Origin of the sequence: Acinetobacter radioresistens DSM 6976 = NBRC 102413 = CIP 103788, assembly GCF_006757745.1 — a bacterium.
Lineage (GTDB): Bacteria > Pseudomonadota > Gammaproteobacteria > Pseudomonadales > Moraxellaceae > Acinetobacter > Acinetobacter radioresistens.
Genome location: NZ_AP019740.1, coordinates 632715 through 651462 on the forward strand (window position 1 = coordinate 632715; position 18748 = coordinate 651462).

Annotated in this window: 14 protein-coding genes; 5 read left to right on the forward strand and 9 right to left on the reverse strand. The window is 44.0% G+C overall.

The annotated features are described in order from the left end of the window. Positions 1–33: 33 nt before the first annotated feature. Positions 34–1632: a phospholipase D family protein gene (locus ACRAD_RS02940; protein ID WP_005404333.1), complete on the reverse strand. Its 1599-nt coding sequence runs from the start codon at positions 1630–1632 to the stop codon at positions 34–36. Between the two features lie 136 nt (positions 1633–1768). On the opposite strand from ACRAD_RS02940, the gene ACRAD_RS02945 reads away from it, so the two are divergent. Beyond that, positions 1769–2779: a metallophosphoesterase gene (locus ACRAD_RS02945; RefSeq protein ID WP_005024816.1), complete on the forward strand. Its 1011-nt coding sequence runs from the start codon at positions 1769–1771 to the stop codon at positions 2777–2779. Positions 2780–2842: 63 nt separating this feature from the next. On the opposite strand, the gene ACRAD_RS02950 is transcribed toward ACRAD_RS02945, so the two are convergent. Together ACRAD_RS02950 and trhA are read right to left on the reverse strand one after the other, a co-directional pair. Further along, entirely contained in the window at positions 2843–4156 is a 1314-nt protein-coding gene (locus ACRAD_RS02950; protein ID WP_005024818.1) for an MFS transporter, read from the reverse strand. Between the two features lie 139 nt (positions 4157–4295). After that, positions 4296–4937 carry a PAQR family membrane homeostasis protein TrhA gene (gene trhA / locus ACRAD_RS02955; RefSeq protein WP_005024821.1) on the reverse strand — a complete coding sequence of 214 codons (642 nt, stop codon included), beginning with the start codon at positions 4935–4937 and terminating at the stop codon, positions 4296–4298. 102 nt (positions 4938–5039) lie between these two features. Here trhA and ACRAD_RS02960 point away from each other — a divergent pair, with 102 nt between their 5' ends. Continuing rightward, positions 5040–6260, forward strand: coding sequence for a class I SAM-dependent methyltransferase (locus ACRAD_RS02960; RefSeq protein WP_005024824.1), 1221 nt, complete (start codon positions 5040–5042; stop codon positions 6258–6260). 93 nt (positions 6261–6353) lie between these two features. Here ACRAD_RS02960 and ACRAD_RS02965 read toward each other — a convergent pair whose 3' ends face one another. The 5 genes from ACRAD_RS02965 to ACRAD_RS02985 form a co-directional block, all read right to left on the reverse strand. Beyond that, a complete protein-coding gene (locus ACRAD_RS02965) occupies positions 6354–7223 on the reverse strand; it encodes a patatin-like phospholipase family protein (RefSeq protein WP_005024827.1) in 870 nt (289 codons plus the stop codon). Between the two features lie 19 nt (positions 7224–7242). Further along, a complete protein-coding gene (locus ACRAD_RS02970; protein WP_005016067.1) occupies positions 7243–7569 on the reverse strand; it encodes a hypothetical protein in 327 nt (108 codons plus the stop codon). Positions 7570–7776: 207 nt separating this feature from the next. Beyond that, positions 7777–9915 (reverse strand): 3-hydroxyacyl-CoA dehydrogenase NAD-binding domain-containing protein, encoded by a 2139-nt coding sequence (locus ACRAD_RS02975; RefSeq protein WP_005024829.1) that lies wholly within the window; start codon positions 9913–9915, stop codon positions 7777–7779. A gap of 10 nt (positions 9916–9925) precedes the next feature. Continuing rightward, positions 9926–11131, reverse strand: a complete 1206-nt coding sequence (locus ACRAD_RS02980) for an acetyl-CoA C-acetyltransferase (RefSeq protein WP_005024831.1) — start codon at positions 11129–11131, stop codon at positions 9926–9928. A gap of 188 nt (positions 11132–11319) precedes the next feature. Beyond that, positions 11320–12330: an AraC family transcriptional regulator gene (locus ACRAD_RS02985; RefSeq protein ID WP_005024833.1), complete on the reverse strand. Its 1011-nt coding sequence runs from the start codon at positions 12328–12330 to the stop codon at positions 11320–11322. 205 nt (positions 12331–12535) lie between these two features. Here ACRAD_RS02985 and ACRAD_RS02990 point away from each other — a divergent pair, with 205 nt between their 5' ends. The 3 genes from ACRAD_RS02990 to ACRAD_RS03000 all read left to right on the forward strand — a co-directional run bounded on the left by ACRAD_RS02990 (position 12536) and on the right by ACRAD_RS03000 (position 15946). Next, positions 12536–13669, forward strand: a complete 1134-nt coding sequence (locus ACRAD_RS02990; protein WP_005024835.1) for a CaiB/BaiF CoA transferase family protein — start codon at positions 12536–12538, stop codon at positions 13667–13669. Between the two features lie 149 nt (positions 13670–13818). Continuing rightward, on the forward strand, positions 13819–15462 hold the full coding sequence (locus ACRAD_RS02995) for a nitrite/sulfite reductase (protein WP_005024837.1): 1644 nt from the start codon (positions 13819–13821) through the stop codon (positions 15460–15462). Continuing rightward, positions 15455–15946 carry a DUF934 domain-containing protein gene (locus ACRAD_RS03000; protein ID WP_005024839.1) on the forward strand — a complete coding sequence of 164 codons (492 nt, stop codon included), beginning with the start codon at positions 15455–15457 and terminating at the stop codon, positions 15944–15946. The genes ACRAD_RS02995 and ACRAD_RS03000 overlap by 8 nt, the downstream gene beginning before the upstream one ends. 61 nt (positions 15947–16007) lie before the next feature. On the opposite strand, the gene ACRAD_RS03005 is transcribed toward ACRAD_RS03000, so the two are convergent. Continuing rightward, entirely contained in the window at positions 16008–18617 is a 2610-nt protein-coding gene (locus ACRAD_RS03005; RefSeq protein ID WP_005024841.1) for a PepSY domain-containing protein, read from the reverse strand. Between the last annotated feature and the right edge of the window lie 131 nt (positions 18618–18748).

The following is an 18748-nucleotide window of genomic DNA, read 5'->3' on the forward strand; positions in this document are numbered from 1 at the left end:
CGTCTGAGCTTTTTATTTTCTGTTCTGAATACTTTACATAAAGCCTTCTAGAGGTAACCAAGACAGGGCCTTAATGCCGGCACGTTCCCACCATTTCATTCGTGGCTCTTTATGATAGATCTTTCCACCTGGCTCTTGTGGCTGGAATTCCCAGGTCAGTTTATTGTTGGCATCTAAAACCAGTTTATATGCATATTTTTTAAGATTTTCATCCATAGTTTTATGCACAGCGTTCGCCAGTTGAGGGCTGTTAAGAATGACTCCAATTTCAGAGTTTAAATAGGCTGAACGGGGATCAAAATTAAAAGAACCGATAAATACCTGTTTTTCATCTAGTGCCATCATTTTGGCATGCAGGCTGGAGCGGCTGAGTCCTTTCATGCTGACTTTGGCTTTTTTTGAAATCTCCTGATTCACTTCATTTAGTTCTTCATCCGTGACAGCAGGTAGAAACTCATAAAGCTGTACACCATTTTCGAGCAACTGTTGACGGTACTTGGCATAAAATGCGTGTACAACGGCGACGTCATTTGCTGCATAAGAGTTAGTAAGTACCCGAACTTTAATACCGTCTTCTGCCAGCTGGCTCAGCATTTTCGCACCTTGTTTTTCAGGAACGAAATAGGCCGAGATTAGATCAACACTCTGTTCTGGTTTATCCAGATATTTTAATAACTGAAAATTGAGTAAACCTTCCTTTTTTGCTTTTGCTTTAATTTTTTCAGGTGGATCTTTAACGACCTCCGCTTTTACCCAGTCAAAACCAATTTTATGATAAAGCCATTCATCAAATGCTTTAGAACGGTTCGTCAGATCCAGATAGTTTTGTACACTCACTTCCTGATTATGGATGTCGAGCTGACGTTTTAAACTTTCATAGCGTAAATGATGCCGCTGTGCACTGACAATTTCCTTAACCGGATAGGCATAATCATCATTCCAGTAGTCATCAAAGGAATGCACAATATCATCAACTGCTGAACCCACCAGCATGACATCAACATCTGAGAACTGATAGGTTTCACTAACGTTATAGTACTGGTTGCTCATGTTACGTCCACCGATCAGGGCAATTTGGTGGTCAGCAATAAAACTTTTATTATGCATGCGCCGGTTGATGCGTTTTAGGTCAAGAACCATGTCCATGGCACGGTATTTCCGGAAGCGATACGGATTAAATAGTTTAATTTCAATGTTTTTATGTTGTGATAACGCTAAATAAATTCCTTCCATGTTCTTGGCATTGTTATCATCTATCAGGAGCCTGACTTTAACACCGCGGTCTGCAGCACGAATCAGGGCATGCAGAGCCAGTGCACCAATCCGGTCGTTGTCCCAGATGTAGTATTGCAGATCTAAAGATTTTTCAGCTTTATCGATGAGACGTAGACGTGCTGCCAATGCTTCAAGTGGATCATATAGCACATGGTAACCGGTCAGGCCCGGATTCTGTTCACGTAGTGGTGTAACGATCTGCGAAAGGCTGGTTTGGCTTGCATCAATATCATGGGCGTACTGAGGAACCTGAGGCATTTGTCGAGGTAGCGTGGTACAAGCCGGAACAGTGAGCAGTAAACTGCAGCTCGCTAATAGCACAGCGCCAGACGAAGATTTCAAAGATCGTAAACGCATAAATAAGAGTGACCGATAGGACAGAAGAAACCGTAGCAATATGCTTACGAGTACAGAACTGAGCTAGAGTATAATTGGGTCGTAACAAAATATAAATATATAGCCCATTCGGGGCGATATGGATCAGAGATAGAGTATGCTGAAACTGACATCCCTAGTATTTTACTTTTATCTGAGCTTTGGACTCATTGCGCTTTGGGCAGTCTCTCAAGCCTGGATCAGCCAGTCGCGTACCGAAACGATTCATCCTTTTAAAGCTTTTGTGCATCTATTGGCTTTCTATCTTTCTTATCTGCTTTTTCCCTTATTCTTTTTTAGCCTGTATGCAGGCTGGAGTGGTTATTTCAGTATCCATGAAGCTGTATTTGTCTTTCTTCTCAGCAGTGTGCTGATCTATGCACGTTTTATTGAGCCTCATTTAGTGCATGTACATCGGCACCAGTTCTCTTTAAATCCTGAAAAACCTTTCCAAAAACCGGTTAAGGTTGCTCTGGTTGCTGACTTGCATATAGGTTTATTTTCCGGACATGAACGCCAGCTTAAGATTATTGTAAATAAAATTAATCAGGAAAATCCTGATATTGTTGTGGTTGCCGGAGACTGGACATATGAACCTGAAAACCAGCTGGCAAAAGAACTTGAGATGTTGCGTGAGATTAAGGCACCCGTATATTCGGTGACCGGCAATCATGATGAACAGTATCCGGGACCACCTATTCAGGAATTATTACGACACGCATTAGAGAGTAACAATGTCATCGACATTGAGGGGAAGATTGTTGAATTTGATGAATTCCGACTGATTGGAGTAGGTGACTTGTGGGCAGGTAAAACAGACATGCGCTTACTTCCAGAGTTACCTCAAGACAAGCCTTGGTTAATTTTGTCGCATAATCCGGATACAGTAGATATGGTACCTGCTTTACCGACACGTCCCCTCATGCTTTCAGGCCATACTCATGGTGGACAGGTCGAATTGCCTTGGGTAACCAACTATATTATGAAGAAAGTCTCGATACTGGGGCATAAACGCGGTTTGTACAAGCACGAACATGCAGATGTATTTGTAACGGTAGGGACTGGAATGGTTGGGGTACCTTTTCGTTTTCGTGTACCGCCAACTATTGATATTATTGAATTAATTTGATACAGGCAGATTCATCATATAAAAAAGACGGGAGAAGCCCGTCTTTTTTATAACTGCTTCAGCTTAGATCTGGTTATTTACATCTTCATTTTTAGTTTCACGGATCAGCATAAACGCAATCAGTGAAAGAATAGAAGCAGCTGAGAGATAATAACCAACTGCTGCCAGGCCATAATTTTCAGCCAATTTAGTCGCAATCAGCGGTGCAAATGATGCACCGAAAATACCTGCGAGGTTAAATGTTAAAGCAGAACCGGTATACCGTACTGAAGTCGGGAACAGCTCAGATAAAACCGTACCAATTGGCCCATAAGTCATTCCCATAATTGCAAGGCCGGTACATAAAAACAGGAATACAACCAAGGTACTACCTGACTCCAGCATGGAAGAAAATACCAGACCAAATAAGGCAGCCGCTATACATACCCCAATAGAAGTAGCTTTACGGCCAAACTTTTCTGCAAATACTGCGGAGAGTGGAATAAAAGCAGCAAAACATAAAGTTGCAATCAGTTGCAGTTCAAGAAACTCACCCCGTGAATAACCTAACTGTGTTGTGGCCCAGTTCAATGCAAATACAGTGGTTAGATAAAAGACAACAAAGGTACAGATCGCAGCCACAGTACCTAAAACCAGCATTGAAAAGTGCTTGGTAAATACTTCTTTAAATGGAATGTTAACTTCTTTCTGTTTATCAAGCACCTTCTGAAAAGCAGGGGTTTCATGTAATTTCAGTCGGATATACAGACCTACAATAACCAGTGCTGCACTTGCAATAAAAGGAATACGCCAACCCCATTGCAAAAATGCTTCTTCAGACATCAGGGCGCCTAGCAGCAGAAATGAGCCAGTCGCCAGAATAAAGCCAATTGGAGCACCAAGCTGAGGAAACATGCCATACCAGGCACGCTTGCCTTCTGGTGCATTTTCAGTAGCCAGCAATACTGCACCGCTCCATTCACCCCCCAGCCCCAAACCTTGGCCCAGACGGCAAAGTGCCAATAATAACGGAGCTATAATACCAATCTGTGCATAGGTAGGTAATAAACCAATACAGACTGTGGAGATACCCATCGTCAGAAGGGCAGCTACCAGTGTTGCCTTACGGCCAATCCGGTCACCGAGATGGCCAAATAGTGCTGCACCAATTGGGCGGGCAATAAACGCAATAGCAAAAGTCGCTAAAGACTGGAGTACTGCCGCGCTACCGATTCCTGCCGGAAAAAACAGGTGAGGGAAAACAATCACTGCGGCAGTCGCATAGATATAAAAATCAAAAAATTCAATCGTCGTGCCGACGAGGCTCGCGAATAAAACACGAGCCTTAGAGTTAGTCGCTACTTCGGTGGTAGCAGCTGTAGTAGTTGATGACGCCATGGGTAACCTTACACTTCGTAAAAATAAATATTAGTTTTAAAAGCGTAATCTTTTTAAAAAAGGCGTAATTTCTTAAAAAAACAACGAAAATTAATCCATTAATCTCGTTCAGGGTCACTGAAAAGTGAGTACAAATGAATTAGATTACGTAAAGATAGATCGCCAGGAAGTGTAATCCTGCGCCTAACAATACAAAAATATGCCAGATAGCATGAGTATATCTTACTCTTTTTAAGGCATAAAACAATGCACCAATCGTATAAGCCAAACCACCTGCAATTAAAAGGGTTATGGTCTGTTTTGACAGGTACTGTCGCATGTCATCCATAACTAGCAATGCCATCCAACCCATCAACAGATAGGCCAGCAGGGAAATCTTTTGAAAACGGTGAATAAAAATCAATTTAAATACTGTGCCAATACCAGCAATGACCCATAAGGCAATAAGCAGGTTATGTGCTTTAGTGGTAGGCAATGCAATACTTAAAAAAGGCGTATAAGTACCTGCAATGAGATAATAAATGGCTGTGTGGTCCAGTTTCTTGTACCAGAATCTGCGCTGCTCGGTTCTGGAAAAGTGATATAACGTTGAACTTGTGAACAGTAATACCATGCTGCCTGCATATATCCATAATCCAATCCACTGGCCAGTCGGGAGATCACTGCCTTTTATGACCATCAGGACACCGGCGATCACGGCAAGTACTGCACCGACTGCATGGCTATATGCATTAAACTGTTCTTCTCTTGGATGATAAGATTCCGCAAGTGAAGAAGTCATAAACCAACCAATATATTTAAAAGTACAAGTGTATATTAATGCAGTTTTGCTTTTCAGGTAAGAACATTTAAAATTATTACTAATTTATCTAGGATTCTTTCCATGACATCTCCTGAAAGCTTTTCTGAACAGGAACAGCAATTTTTAAAAGAATTTCAGCAATCCCTTGATTTAAATCATTTTGAACGTCTGATATTAAGTCAGTATCAAGGTAAGCTTGAGGGGCTGCAAAAGATTACTTTCCGTCTGGTTGAGCTGCAAAATCAAGTAAAACTCTCTGGCCTGTATCATTATCAGACTCAAGATGTCACAAAAAACTATACTCTAGAAGAGGCAGTGCTGCACATTACATCTCTGCTTCATGACTGTAAACAGGCTAACCTGCTGATTGCATCTCATGAACTACAGCTGAAGAAAAACAAGAAAAAGGTCATGCTTACCCGTACAAAAAGAAAAGACATAACCAGCAAAGATACACCACTTATTACTCATGACCGGGAAAAGCAGCGTTATGTTGCACAAGATCGCCTATTTTTAAAATATTTAGGAATTACCGACGAAAAGGCCCAGATTATTCCGAGCATGGCGCGTAAATGGAAACAGATTAATAAGTTTATTGAAATTTTCTCAGGTGCTTTTGAACAGATTACTACACAAGATAAAGTACGAATTGTTGATTTTGGTTCAGGCAAGGGCTATTTAACCTTTGCTCTATATGACTATCTGCAAGAACAGAAACAGAAATTGCCTTTAATTACCGGAGTAGAACTGCGGCCTAATCTGGTCAGTTTCTGTCAGGAAATCGCACAGAAATCTGGATTTGAACATCTTGATTTTTTTGAAGGAGATGTGCGGACCTATCATCCTGAGCATCTTGATGTCATGATTGCCCTGCATGCCTGCGATGTGGCAACCGATTTTGCCATTCATACCGGTATCCGTTTAAATGCATCCATGATTATGTGCGCACCATGCTGTCATAAAGAATTACGCCCTCAGCTAGAAAGTCCTGAGGTTCTCCAGCCAATGCTGCAATTTGGAATTCACGCCGGACAACAGGCCGAGATGCTGACAGATACTATCCGTGCCTTATTACTCAAAGCTTATGGCTATGATACCAAAGTCTTTGAATTTATATCTTTAGAACATACCAGTAAGAACAAAATGATACTCGCGACCAAGCGCAAGAACTTCAAGCAGCCTGACCAGTCTGTACTGGAACAGATCAGGGCTTTAAAGGAGATGTATGGTATCCGCAAGCATTCTCTGGAACTGTTGTTAAATGACCAATGGGATCAACAGGATATTGGTTGCAAATGTTAACCTGGAAAATCTGTTCAGTCTTTAACTAAGCACTAGTGCACTGTGAACCAGAATGAAATAGCGCAAAACTGAAAATATTATAAAAGCCTTGGACTATCTCAAGGCTTTCCATGCCTCAATAGCCTGCAGACCCACATCTAATCCCACTTCATAGGTATATTGCAGTTTTCGTTTATCCTTGCAGAGACGGTTGGCAAGCCGTTTGTCATCTGGTGGGCAGATTTCCAGAATCTTTTGTGTCACCGGTGCAGTTTGAGCCTGTCGAATGAACTTTACCGACTGATTATAGCGTTCACAGCGTTCTTGCAAACTTAAGGCAAATCCTTGATTCTTTTTAACTATATATTTTGCCAGAAACTGGTCACCCTTACTGCTGGCTTTAAAATAGTTTTTTGGCCGGGTACGAATCACCATTAGTTGCGTAACATCAGGCTGGGCTGCTGCCCACTGTATTGGCAGGGCATCTGCTACGCCACCATCGAAATAAGGTTCACCATTTACCAGTACGGGTTGACGGGTCAGTACCGGGATGGAACTAGACGCACGTAATCCGTCGAAAATGTTCTCCTGGCTGGCACGTACATATTCAGCATGGCCATGAATGGCATGAGTCAGAACCATATAAAAATCTGGATTTTGCCTGAACAGTGCATTCTGATCCAAAGGTGATTCCTGTTCAACAACATCCCACATCCACTGCATGTCTAGCAGATCACCCCCTTTAAGAAAACGGCCATAGTGGATGAACTCACGGCGCAGGGAATGATCCAGATAAATATCAATATTCCTTCCTATCTGGCCTGCAAGATAGTTGGCTACATTGGTTGAGCCAGAAGAAACCCCGACAAATAAACTGAAAGGATTAAAATCATGTTTTAAGAAAGCATCGAGCACACCACAGGTGAAAGAGCCGCGCATACCGCCGCCCTCTACTACAAGTGCATTACGTGTTAGATCTGTCATATGCTTTTAATTCATCAGTTTAATGAGAATGTTCCTGATCACCGTGGCTATGTTCAATATGTTCGCCCGGAGCGGTTGAGGTTTCAGTAGAGGGCTGATCCGGCTGCTGAGTTGCATTAGCCTTTTGCTGGTTAGCCTGTGCTGCCTGCATGGCTTCAGGTGACATGGCCGGTGCATTTTTAAAGGCATGCTGCTGAGTATTTTTTTGCTGCTGACTTGGCATATAGTCTGGCTCATTGGTTACAGCCAGATAAAAAAAGCCCATAAAGAAACAGCCTAGAATCACGGCAACAATCAGTGCTTTCCAGCCCCATGGAGAATGCTCAGGAGAAGAATGATCTACCATAATAAATATCCAAAGTAAGAAAAAATACTGACTAAACTGGGTATAGTTATAGCATAAAACTGTCAAGAAATAGACTGGGGATTTCTAATATACTGAAAATGAAAAAAGAATTTTTTGTTTAAAATATAAAAGCTAAAAATGGTTAAATATGAAATGTCTACATGAGAAACAAAAAAGACGCGCAATCGCGTCTTTTTGTTCTGATCATTAAGCAGCGATTGGTAGTCCAGATTGTGCATGTTGTCTTAATCGCTGTGGTGGAGCAAAACGCTCGCCATATTCTGCAGCCAGCTGTTCAGCACGAGCCAAGGCGCGTTCCAATCCGTACTGGTTCAGGTACTGTATGGCACCACCGGTCCATGGTGCATAACCGATGCCAAAGATAGAGCCTACATTGGCATCGACTACAGATTCCAGCACACCTTCCTCTAAACAGCGTAATGTATCTAGAGCCTGCACAAAAAGAAAGCGTTCAATCAGCTCCTGCTCTGGTACTTCCTTATTTTTATTCCAGCGGCTCAAGCCTTTCCATAAATATTTTTTACCTTGTGCCGGATATTCATAAAAACCCTGACCTGCGGCTTTACCCTTACGGTCAAATTCATGAATCATGGTTTGAATCACTTCATCAGCCGGTGTCAGGGGTAAATCTTGAGCTATGGCCTGTAACGCTTTACGGGTTTCTTTTGCGACATGCTCGCTTAAAGTCAGTGAAACTTCATCCTGAATTGCGAGTGGACCGACGGGCATACCTGCCTTGAGCGCTGCCATTTCTATACTCGCCGGATGGATTCCTTCAGCCAGCATGCGCAGACCTTCCTGTACAAACTTGCCAAACACCCGACTGGTAAAGAAACCACGACTATCATTGACCACAATAGGAGTTTTACCAATCTGCTGCACAAAGTCATAGGCTTTAGCCAGTGTGGCTGCCGAGGTCTGCTGTCCCTTAATAATTTCGACCAGTTGCATTTTGTCGACCGGGCTAAAAAAGTGCAGACCAATAAACTGCGCAGCATTACGACTGGCCTGTGCCAGATCAGAAATGGGTAGGGTCGAGGTATTTGATGCCATCACACCCGTTTCATTTAAATAGATTTCTGCTTGCTGGGTAACCTGTGCTTTAAGCTGTTGATTTTCAAATACAGCTTCTATTACCAGATCACAACCTTCCAGGGTGCTCATATCAGCTGTAGGATGGATCAACTGTAAAATCTGGTCACGTTTTTCAGCACTCATACGGCCTTGACTGACTTTTTTATCAAGCAGTTTCTGGCTGTAGGCTTTACCCTTTTCAGCATTTTCTATAGATACATCTTTGAGTATTACTGAAATTCCTTTAATTGCAATTGCATAGGCGATTCCTGCTCCCATCATGCCAGCGCCTAAAACAGCTACCTTTTTAGCCTGCCATTTTTCATATCCTGCCGGACGGCTAGCCCCTGACTTGATGGCATTTAAGCCATGCCAGAACGTTCCGATCATATTTTTAGACACCTGTCCGGTGGCCAGATATGTAAAAGCGCGTGATTCAATCGTAAGTGCAGTATCAAAGTCGACTTGTGCACCTTCAACAGCTGCTGCCAGAATCGCTTCAGGGGCAGGGTAGCAGCCTTTCGTTTTATCAGTCAGTATGGCTGGAGCAATCGCCAGCATTTGGGCAACCGCAGGGTGTTTTGGATCTCCGCCCGGAATCTTGAAGCCTTTAACATCGAAAGGCTGCTGTGACTGCGGATGAGCCTGAATCCAGTCAAAGGCCTTTTGTAATAGTTCTTCTTCATGATCTGCCGTATCATGAATTAGACCCAGTGATAAAGCTTTTTCTACACCAAACTGTTTTCCTTCAATTAAATAAGGCAGGGCAGTTTGAATGCCCAGCAGTCGGATCATCCGGACAATACCTCCACCTCCCGGTAACAAACCCAAGGTCACTTCAGGTAAGCCGAATTTGGTTTTAGAGTCTTTTAAAGCGATACGGTAATGGCAGCCAAGTGCCAGCTCCCAGCCACCACCTAAAGCTGTACCATTTAAACAGGCAACCACTGGAATACCCATAGTTTCGATATAGCGTAAATCTGCTTTGAGTTTTTGTACCATATGAAAAAATTCAGTTGCCTGTGCCGGTGTGGTAGTCACCAGCTCGTCAAGATCTCCACCGGCAAAGAATGTTTTTTTGGCTGAACGGAAAATAATACCTTTTACTTCAGTTTCAGCTCTGAGCTGCTGAACAACTTTATCTAGCGATGCACGGAACTCGGCATTCATGGTGTTAGCTGACTGGCCGCTGGAATCTAGGGTCAGCACTACAATCTGGTCTGTATTCTTTTCGTATTGAATTGCGCTCATGTTATTCTCCTTATACGCGCTCGATAATAGTAGCAATTCCCATGCCGCCGCCGACACATAAAGTCGCCAGGCCACGTTTTTTATCCTGACGCTCCAGTTCATCCAGTAAGGTCCCAAGAATCATGGCGCCAGTTGCACCTAGCGGATGTCCCATTGCAATTGCACCGCCATTGACATTTACTTTGGCTGGGTCAACCTTGAGTTCATGAATAAAGCGCATGACCACTGCTGCAAAAGCTTCATTGACTTCAAACAGGTCAATATCATCAATACTCAGTCCAGCCTTTTTTAGTGCTTTACGTGCAGCAGGTGCTGGCCCGGTTAGCATGATCGTCGGATCGGTGCCAACCAGAGCAGTCGACAAGATTTTAGCTCTAGGTTTCAGATTCTGTTCTTTCACTGCTTTATCAGAGGCAATCAGTACCAGTGCAGCGCCATCAACGATACCAGAAGAGTTTCCGGCATGATGTACATGATGAATCTTTTGTGCTTCCGGATATTTTTGTAGGGCTACTGCATCAAAGCCCATTTGGCCCATCATTTCAAAGCTCGGATTAAGTTTGGCTAGCCCTTCAGCCGTGGTATTCGGCTTGATAAATTCATCTTCTGCCAGAATGACAACACCTGCTTTGTCCTTAACCGGTATTACAGACTTTTTGAAATAACCACTGGCCTGTGCTTGTGTAGCTTTCTGCTGTGAATGTAGCGCAAAGTGGTCTACGTCTTCACGGGTATAACCGTCCAGTGTAGCAATTAGGTCAGCTCCGATACCCTGTGGCACAAAACCACTGTATAAATTGGTTTCCGGGTCAAGTGCCCAAGGTCCACCATCTGAGCCCATCGGTACACGTGACATAGACTCGACACCACCTGCCACCACCAGATCCTCCCAGCCAGAGCGAACCTTCATTGCCGCCATATTGACCGCTTCAAGGCCTGAAGCACAGAAGCGGTTAATTTGTACACCGGCAACGTCATCATTCCAGCCCGCCGCGACAGCTGCGGTTTTGGCAATATCTGCCCCTTGGTCACCTACAGGCGTTACACAGCCCAAAACAATATCATCAACTTTAGAAGTATCAAGCTGATGACGATGCTGTAATTCGTTGAGTAATCCGGTGAGCAGACTGATCGGTTTAACTTCATAAAGTGAGCCGTCTTTTTTCCCTTTTCCTCGCGGGGTGCGAATGGCATCAATAATATAAGCCTCGCTCATAATTTTTCCTTTTTATATTGAATGACTGGTTTTTCTAATTTTTGAGTGTACTGCAAAGCAAACAGAGTGCAATGACGAGAACGAATCAGGCTAAATGTTGGTTTTTGCCAATACTGAATATAAATAATTATAAAAAAGCCCAAGTGTTTACACCTGGGCGGAGGAAAACTCGGAAATTGAGTTAAGACTTAATGATAACCATGTAATTGGCGGTACAGACCCGGGGTGACACCAGTCCATTTCTTGAAAGCGCGGTGGAAGGTGCTGGTTTCACTAAAACCGACCTGCTGTGCAACATCTTCCAAGGTTAATTCCGGATTAAGCAGCAGGTGAATGGCAGCATCGCGGCGTAAGGCATCTTTAACTCCCTGATAACTTTTACCTTCTGCAGCCAGACGGCGGCGCAGGGTCTGCGGTGACAGATAAAGCATGGAAGCAACATCGTTTAAGGTTGGCATCTCTTCGCCAATCTGGCTCTTTAACACATCACGAATACGCGATGTAAGAGAATTTACATTTTTGAATTTCACCAGCAGTTGTGCTGGCGCAGTTTTCAGGAACTCTTCCAGTGACTCATCATTCTGACGGATGGGCAGGTCCAGATAGTCGGCAGCGAAAGTTACTTCAGTACGTGGTGCATCAAACTGCATGACCGGCGCAAAAAATAGCGCATCATATTCATCTGCATGGGCAGGGCGGCCATAACCAAAATGTACCCGTTCTAGCGGTATGCGGCGTCCGATCAGCCAAGAAGCCAGACCATGCCAGATCATCAGCATACTTTCAGTAATAAAGTGGTCCGGGTCCATACTTTTAGGAATTAATGGCACCAACCGTGCTTCATGCTTGTCACGCTCTAGCGTAACTGACCATTCATCACCAAACAGCTTATAAAACTGTGAAGAAAGTTCTAGTGCATCACCGAGAGTTTTGGCATGTATAATCAGCTGGCACATAATGGCAAAGGTGCCGAGCCGACGTGGCTGTACGTCAAAACCGACGTGTTCATCCTGAGTGACCATCCATAGCATTTTAATGAAACGGGTGTACTGTTCAGGCGAGATACGAGCTTTCGGCTGGCGTAGCAGTTCGGCCTCGATACCGACATGTGAAAGTAAGGTTTCTACATCCATGCCGAGGCGTTTTACACCAGTCAGAGCCGCATTGACGAAATGGATACTGATCGTATCGCGGCTCATGTTAAATCCTTCAGTCTCTTTTATGTTCACGTGTGGTTGACCTAAATGACGCTAAAAATTATTTAATTGGCAATTTACAATAGGTAGACTACCATTTTTACATGATAAATTGCCGAAATGATCAAGGTAAATGGCTGAACATGACATTGTTTACCCGATTTTATCTTTTTAAGATGAAATGAAACCTTATCTGGATAAAACAATAATGACTACCCCTTTAAATGGACTGAAGGTACTGGATTTCTCGACTTTATTGCCTGGACCTTTTGCCAGTTTGTATCTGGCCGATCTCGGTGCAGAAGTTATTCATGTCGAGTCTGCAACTCGCCCCGACTTGATCAGGCTTTTACCGCCTTATGCTAATGGACAGGCAACTGCACACAGTTATTTAAACCGTAATAAACAGTCAGTAACTCTGGATTTGAAAGATAAGACCAGTATTGAACTGATCAGGCAAAAAATAAGTGAATTCGATATTGTAGTGGAGCAGTTCCGGCCAGGCGTAATGAAACGTTTAGGCTTAGACTATGCTGTACTGGCCGAACTTAATCCGCGACTGATTTATTGTTCAATCACTGGCTATGGTCAAGATGGTCCTTATAGGGACCGGGCAGGACATGATATTAACTACCTTGCTGTTGCTGGTATCGCAGGCCATAGCGGACGAGAAAAAGATGGTCCACCCCCTCTGGGCATTCAGGTGGCAGATATTGCAGGAGGCTCACTCCATGCAGTCATCGGTATTCTCACCGCAGTGATCGAGCGTCAGCAAAGCGGTCTCGGACAATATATTGATATTTCCATGACAGACTGTGTAGCGACTTTAAACAGTATGGCTGCTTCCGCTGCTCTGGCCGGGAAAACTCCGCAGATGCCAGAACAGGAACACTTAAATGGCGGCACATATTATGACTATTACCAGACTAAAGATGGCCGTTATCTATCTGTCGGCAGTCTGGAACCGCAGTTTATGCAAGGTCTGGCCCAAGTCTTGGATCTTCCTGTTCTGCTGGAAAAAGGTACTTCTTTTGATAGTGATGACCGAAAACAAGTCAAACAGGCTATTCAAGCCAAAATCTTAACGAGAACCTGGGCAGAGTGGAGTAATACTTTTGCAGCACTGGATATTTGTGTCGAACCGGTGCTGAGGCTGGATGAGGCCCTAAATTCTCCTTTAGCACAAGCCCGTAAATGGATTGTTCAAGTGCCTGTAGCAGCAGACCTGAAAAAAACCGAACCGCAGCTGGCTTGTCCTATCAAGTTCTCCCGATCACAAGCACGCTATACATTTAGCGGTCAGAGCCTAGGAGAGGGAAACTGGCCTGAATCGTCTCAGTAAATTGCACAGGAACAGGTAGAATAACAGCTGATCATCGTGTTTTGGCTCTTTATCAATAAAACCGCTATTAAATATGTAAAAAACGCATTTTGTTGATGAACCAAAGCTCGTTATGCTATCAGCCGTTATAATGAATCTAGCCGTACGCCATGTATTTATATACTGATTTCGATCAACAGCTGGTCAATGAACGCGTTGCACAGTTCCGTGATCAAACAGAACGCTATTTAGCCGGTAAACTTACCGAGGATGAATACCGTCCACTGCGCCTCCAGAATGGTCTATATGTACAACGTTACGCACCTATGCTGCGTATGGCAGTACCTTATGGCCTGATGAATTCCAAGCAGTTAAGAAAAATTGCTGAAATTTCAAAAAAATATGACCGTGGTTATGCGCATGTTTCTACCCGTCAGAACATCCAGCTGAACTGGCCGGCACTTGAAGATGTGCCTGACATTCTGGCTGAACTGGCAACAGTACAGATGCATGCAATCCAGACTTCGGGTAACTGTATCCGTAATACGACGACTGACCAGTATGCCGGTGTGGTTGCAGGCGAGATTGCTGATCCGCGACCAACTTGCGAGCTGATCCGCCAGTGGAGTACATTTCACCCGGAATTTGCTTTCTTGCCGCGTAAATTCAAGATTGCTGTTTCAGCACTTGCAGAAGTTGACCGCGCTGCGACTGCGTTTCACGATATTGGTGTTTATATCGTACGTAATGCACAGGGCGAGCTGGGTTATAAAATTATGGTAGGTGGCGGTCTGGGCCGTACTCCTATCATTGGCAGTGTAATCCGTGAATTCCTGCCACGTGAAGACCTAATTGCGTATCTGGAAGCAGTATTACGTGTCTATAACCTGCATGGACGCCGTGACAATAAATATAAAGCACGGATCAAGATTCTGGTTAAAGCCCTGACACCACAAGTATTTGCAGAGAAAGTCGAAGCCGAATTTGCACATACTCGTGAAAGTCTGAAAATTCAGCCAGAAGTTCTTAAAAAGCTGGATGAAGAATTCACACCATTTGATTACCAGAATCTGGCTGATGAAGACTTTACTGAACTGTTTGAAGCTCATCCTAAATTCAAGCACTGGTTTAATATCAATACCCATGCTCATAAAGTGCAGGGTTACCGTATTGTAACCATTTCGCTCAAGCGTGCTGGTGTGGCGCCTGGTGATATGACTACGGAAGAGATGAATCTGATTGCTGACCTGGCAGACCGTTATACATTTGGTGAACTGCGTACTACGCACGAGCAGAATATTGCGCTGGTCGATGTGCCGCAAAGAGACCTGTTTGAATTATGGCAGACTCTTGATGCACAGAACCTGGCACGTGCACATATCGGATTCCTGACAGATATTATCTGCTGTCCGGGCGGAGATTTCTGTTCACTGGCAAATGCCAAGTCTATTCCGATTGCTGAAGCGATTACCCGCCGTTTTGAAGACCTGGATACGCTGTATAATCTGGGTCAGCTTGATCTGAATATTTCAGGCTGTATGAATGCCTGTGGTCATCACCATGTCGGTAACATCGGTATTTTAGGGGTAGACAAAAAAGGCGCTGAGTTTTACCAGATTACACTCGGTGGTAATGCTGACCATGACGCTTCTATTGGCGATATTCTCGGGCCTTCATTTGCAGCTGAAGTGGTACCAGATATTATTGAAGAAATCTTAAATACATATCTGGATTTGCGTACAGACAATGAAAAATTCATTGATACTTACCGCCGCGTAGGAATTCAGACCTTTAAGGAGCGTGCATATGCTTAATACAGCATTACCTGTACTTTATAAAGATGGCACGATTGCGGATAATACCTATCAGCTGATTGGTGAAGATGGTCAGTTACCTACGGGAGATGTCCTACTGACTACAGCACAGCTGGAGCAGCTGGCACAAGTACAAGGTAAAAAGGCACTTTATTTGACAGTCAATGACTCACCAGAAGATCACCAGTTTCCGTTAGATGCACTGGATGCCATCTTTATTGAGTTTGCCGGTTTTAATGATGGCCGTGGTTATTCCTTTGCAGCGTTACTGCGTCGTCAGGGCTTTCAGGGTGAACTACGTGCAGTAGGTGATATTTTTAAGGACGTTTTGAACTATATGAAACGTTCCGGCTTTGACAGTTTCGTAGTTAAGGAAGGTAAAGATGTTGAGGAAGCTGCGGCTGGTCTGCAAGACTTTACTCATCCTTATCAGGCCTCGACGGGTGTAGGACAGGCCAATTATCAGACGGGTCTTTTCCGTTAATTTCAAAAACTGTAAATAAAAACCGGGCTATATGCCCGGTTTTTTACATCTAGTCTAAAGTTTAATAAACATCACGGCGATAGCGGCCATTTTGGCGAAGATCATCCACACAGCACTCACCCAAAATATCGATCAGGGCCTGATCTACATCGCTTGCCATTCCGTTAATACTGCCGCAGACATAAATTACTGCGCCACGTTCAATCCAGCTTTTTAGCTCTTCGCTATGTTCACGTAAAATATGGTGTACATACATACGCTGCTCCTGATCACGTGAAAAGGCCAGATCCAGACGTTGCAACATACCTGTAGTTTGCCAGGCTTCTAGGGTAGACTGATAGAAGTAGTCACAGTTGCGTTGGCGCTCACCAAAAATCAGCCAGTTTTGCGTATAGTCTTGGCGTACACGGCTGTGCAGCAGGCTCATCAGTCCTGCGATACCTGTTCCATTACCAATACAGATAATTGGACGATTATCATCGATCAGATGGAAAGATTCATTGGTACGAATGCGTAGTGCCACCGGTGAGTGTAAGGGTACATGCTTGGTCAGCCAGCCTGACCCCAAACCAAGACCATCTGCTCCTTCACACTGACGTACCACCAGACGCAAAACCTGCTGTGAAGGTATACTGGCAATCGAATACTCGCGTGAAGGCAGGGCAGGTAACTGTTCCAGTAACTGATCAACGCTATTAAAGACTTCAACCGTTCCGGTCAGGTCACGATCCCATAAAGCCTCTGCAAGGCTCATATTTATTGAATTTACTTGCGTATTGCCATCCAGCTGATGCTGGTTCAGAAAGTCTTGAATACGTGCTTGGCTATTGCCCGGCTGTATCTCGGCAATATCGCCCGCCTGCCAGATTACATCATGCTTGGCTTTCAGCTCGACATTATAGGCCGGACGACCCAAGCTGCCCGGATTAAGCAGCTCGCGCTTATCCAGTATCCACTGGTCAAATACTTTTTCAATATTCATGTTGCTTAAATCAAGCCGGGTAGCCCGAGCCAGGGCCTGATTCCAACGCTGAATATCTTCATTACTGCCATTATTAATTTCAATGACATCAAATAGGGGATGAGCACCAGAGCGTTTTAACCAGTGATTCACCTCATGCCCAAAGCTGCAATAACTGTCAGGATATTCCTGTGAACCCAAGGCCAGAACAGCATAGTTCAAGTGGCTTAAATCCAGATCACTCTTCATTAGCTTTTTAACAAAACCAGTGGCCAGATCTGGAGCTTCACCAGTACCGTAGGTACTCACTACAAATAATACATGCTCTGCCTGTTTAAGGTCAGCCTCATGCAGCTGCTGTATCGGTTTGACAGTAACCGGTTGTCGGGCTTCTTGTAAGCTGGTTGCAGTACGCCACGCCAGCTGTTCAGACATACCGGTTTGAGTAGCATAGGTAATGAGCCAGGATTTTGCATTCGGATCAATAGAATGAGCAGTACTGCTGTTACGTGCAGCCTGTGTCAGTTTTTTCTGCTTGCGGCGTTTTAAATACAGCATCCAGCCTGTAACAAAGAAGAGTGGCATGGCCAGTGCTGCCAGCATAACCAAAAACTGATAAACCGATCCAAAGAAACTGCCCCGGTGCACGGGTAACATGCTGCTCATGATTTTTTCATTCAGCTTTTTATCTTCATAAAGCTCAAGATTTTCAAGTTGAGACGTCCGATAATCGAAGACTGCTTTATTGCGGGCGCGCTCATGTTGAGGCACAGCATCTGTAAAGGACAGCTCAATTTTACCATCCGGTTTTTTAGGTAATGTCAGGGTCAGACTTGAATATTCACGTTCAATTTGTGCATTAAAGCCTGTCCAGGCTTGAGTCAGTGCCAATTGAACCTGTTCGGGAGGAAGGCCCTGACCACGCTTACGATCAGCTTCACAGTCACCTGTCTGCTGTCCACCGCTTCTACCGGTAGACGCTTGCAATTCTTTTTCTTGCCCTCGTGGCTGGTTACCTCCCTGTAAAGCAGGCTGTTCACGTTCTACACCCAGTACCTTAAACATACCATTACGCCACCACTCATATGACCAGAATAAGCCGGTACAGGCCAAAATCAGATAGAAGATCACTACCCAAGTCCCAACTACGGCATGCAAATCCCAGATAAAGTTGCGTCCCTTTAAGCGGGGTTTAATGAAAAACCACTGACGCCATGAATGTTTTTTGGGCCAGCGCAAATAGAGTCCGCTTAGCACAAAGAAAATCAGCATTAATGTACAGGCACCGGTAATCTGTTTGCCGACCGGGCCTACTGTTAGATTACGGTGCAGCTGCTGAATAAACTGGAAAAACTTGCGTCCTTGAATTTCAGGTAGAACTTCTGCGGTATAGGGGTTTACCATCATGTTATAACCGCGGCGCTCTCCTTTTTTCTCGATATTGACTGTAGAAGAAGCAGCTGGATCAGTGTCGACTGTAATACTGTTAATTTTAAGTTCAGGCGACTGCTGATGGAAATGTTGATACAGCTCGGCAGGTGTCAGCTTGTCACGTTGTTCGGCCTGAACTACATAACTGTCCTGATTAATCCATTTTAAGATTTGCTGTTCATAGGAGTAAATTGCTCCCGTTACTCCCATAATCGAGAGAATCAGCCCCGCAGTAATCCCCAGAAACCAGTGAACTTGGAAAAATGTTTTTTTAAACATGTGCGTAGTGGAATTATCATGTGCCAAGAATGGCACCGATTATAAACAAAAATTAAGTAGATAAAATGGATTTTGCGATTAATAGACATTCTCATTATCATTTATTTTAAGTAATTTATAAAAAACCTCCA

Excerpts from the sequence above, each read along its gene's own strand:
- ACRAD_RS02940 (WP_005404333.1), bottom strand. The coding sequence starts at position 1,632 with ATGCGTTTACGATCTTTGAAATCTTCGTCTGGCGCTGTGCTATTAGCG.
- ACRAD_RS02945 (WP_005024816.1), top strand. The coding sequence starts at position 1,769 with ATGCTGAAACTGACATCCCTAGTATTTTACTTTTATCTGAGCTTTGGA.
- ACRAD_RS02950 (WP_005024818.1), bottom strand. The coding sequence starts at position 4,156 with ATGGCGTCATCAACTACTACAGCTGCTACCACCGAAGTAGCGACTAAC.
- trhA (WP_005024821.1), bottom strand. The coding sequence starts at position 4,937 with ATGACTTCTTCACTTGCGGAATCTTATCATCCAAGAGAAGAACAGTTT.
- ACRAD_RS02960 (WP_005024824.1), top strand. The coding sequence starts at position 5,040 with ATGACATCTCCTGAAAGCTTTTCTGAACAGGAACAGCAATTTTTAAAA.
- ACRAD_RS02965 (WP_005024827.1), bottom strand. The coding sequence starts at position 7,223 with ATGACAGATCTAACACGTAATGCACTTGTAGTAGAGGGCGGCGGTATG.
- ACRAD_RS02970 (WP_005016067.1), bottom strand. The coding sequence starts at position 7,569 with ATGGTAGATCATTCTTCTCCTGAGCATTCTCCATGGGGCTGGAAAGCA.
- ACRAD_RS02975 (WP_005024829.1), bottom strand. The coding sequence starts at position 9,915 with ATGAGCGCAATTCAATACGAAAAGAATACAGACCAGATTGTAGTGCTG.
- ACRAD_RS02980 (WP_005024831.1), bottom strand. The coding sequence starts at position 11,131 with ATGAGCGAGGCTTATATTATTGATGCCATTCGCACCCCGCGAGGAAAA.
- ACRAD_RS02985 (WP_005024833.1), bottom strand. The coding sequence starts at position 12,330 with ATGAGCCGCGATACGATCAGTATCCATTTCGTCAATGCGGCTCTGACT.
- ACRAD_RS02990 (WP_005024835.1), top strand. The coding sequence starts at position 12,536 with ATGACTACCCCTTTAAATGGACTGAAGGTACTGGATTTCTCGACTTTA.
- ACRAD_RS02995 (WP_005024837.1), top strand. The coding sequence starts at position 13,819 with ATGTATTTATATACTGATTTCGATCAACAGCTGGTCAATGAACGCGTT.
- ACRAD_RS03000 (WP_005024839.1), top strand. The coding sequence starts at position 15,455 with ATGCTTAATACAGCATTACCTGTACTTTATAAAGATGGCACGATTGCG.
- ACRAD_RS03005 (WP_005024841.1), bottom strand. The coding sequence starts at position 18,617 with ATGTTTAAAAAAACATTTTTCCAAGTTCACTGGTTTCTGGGGATTACT.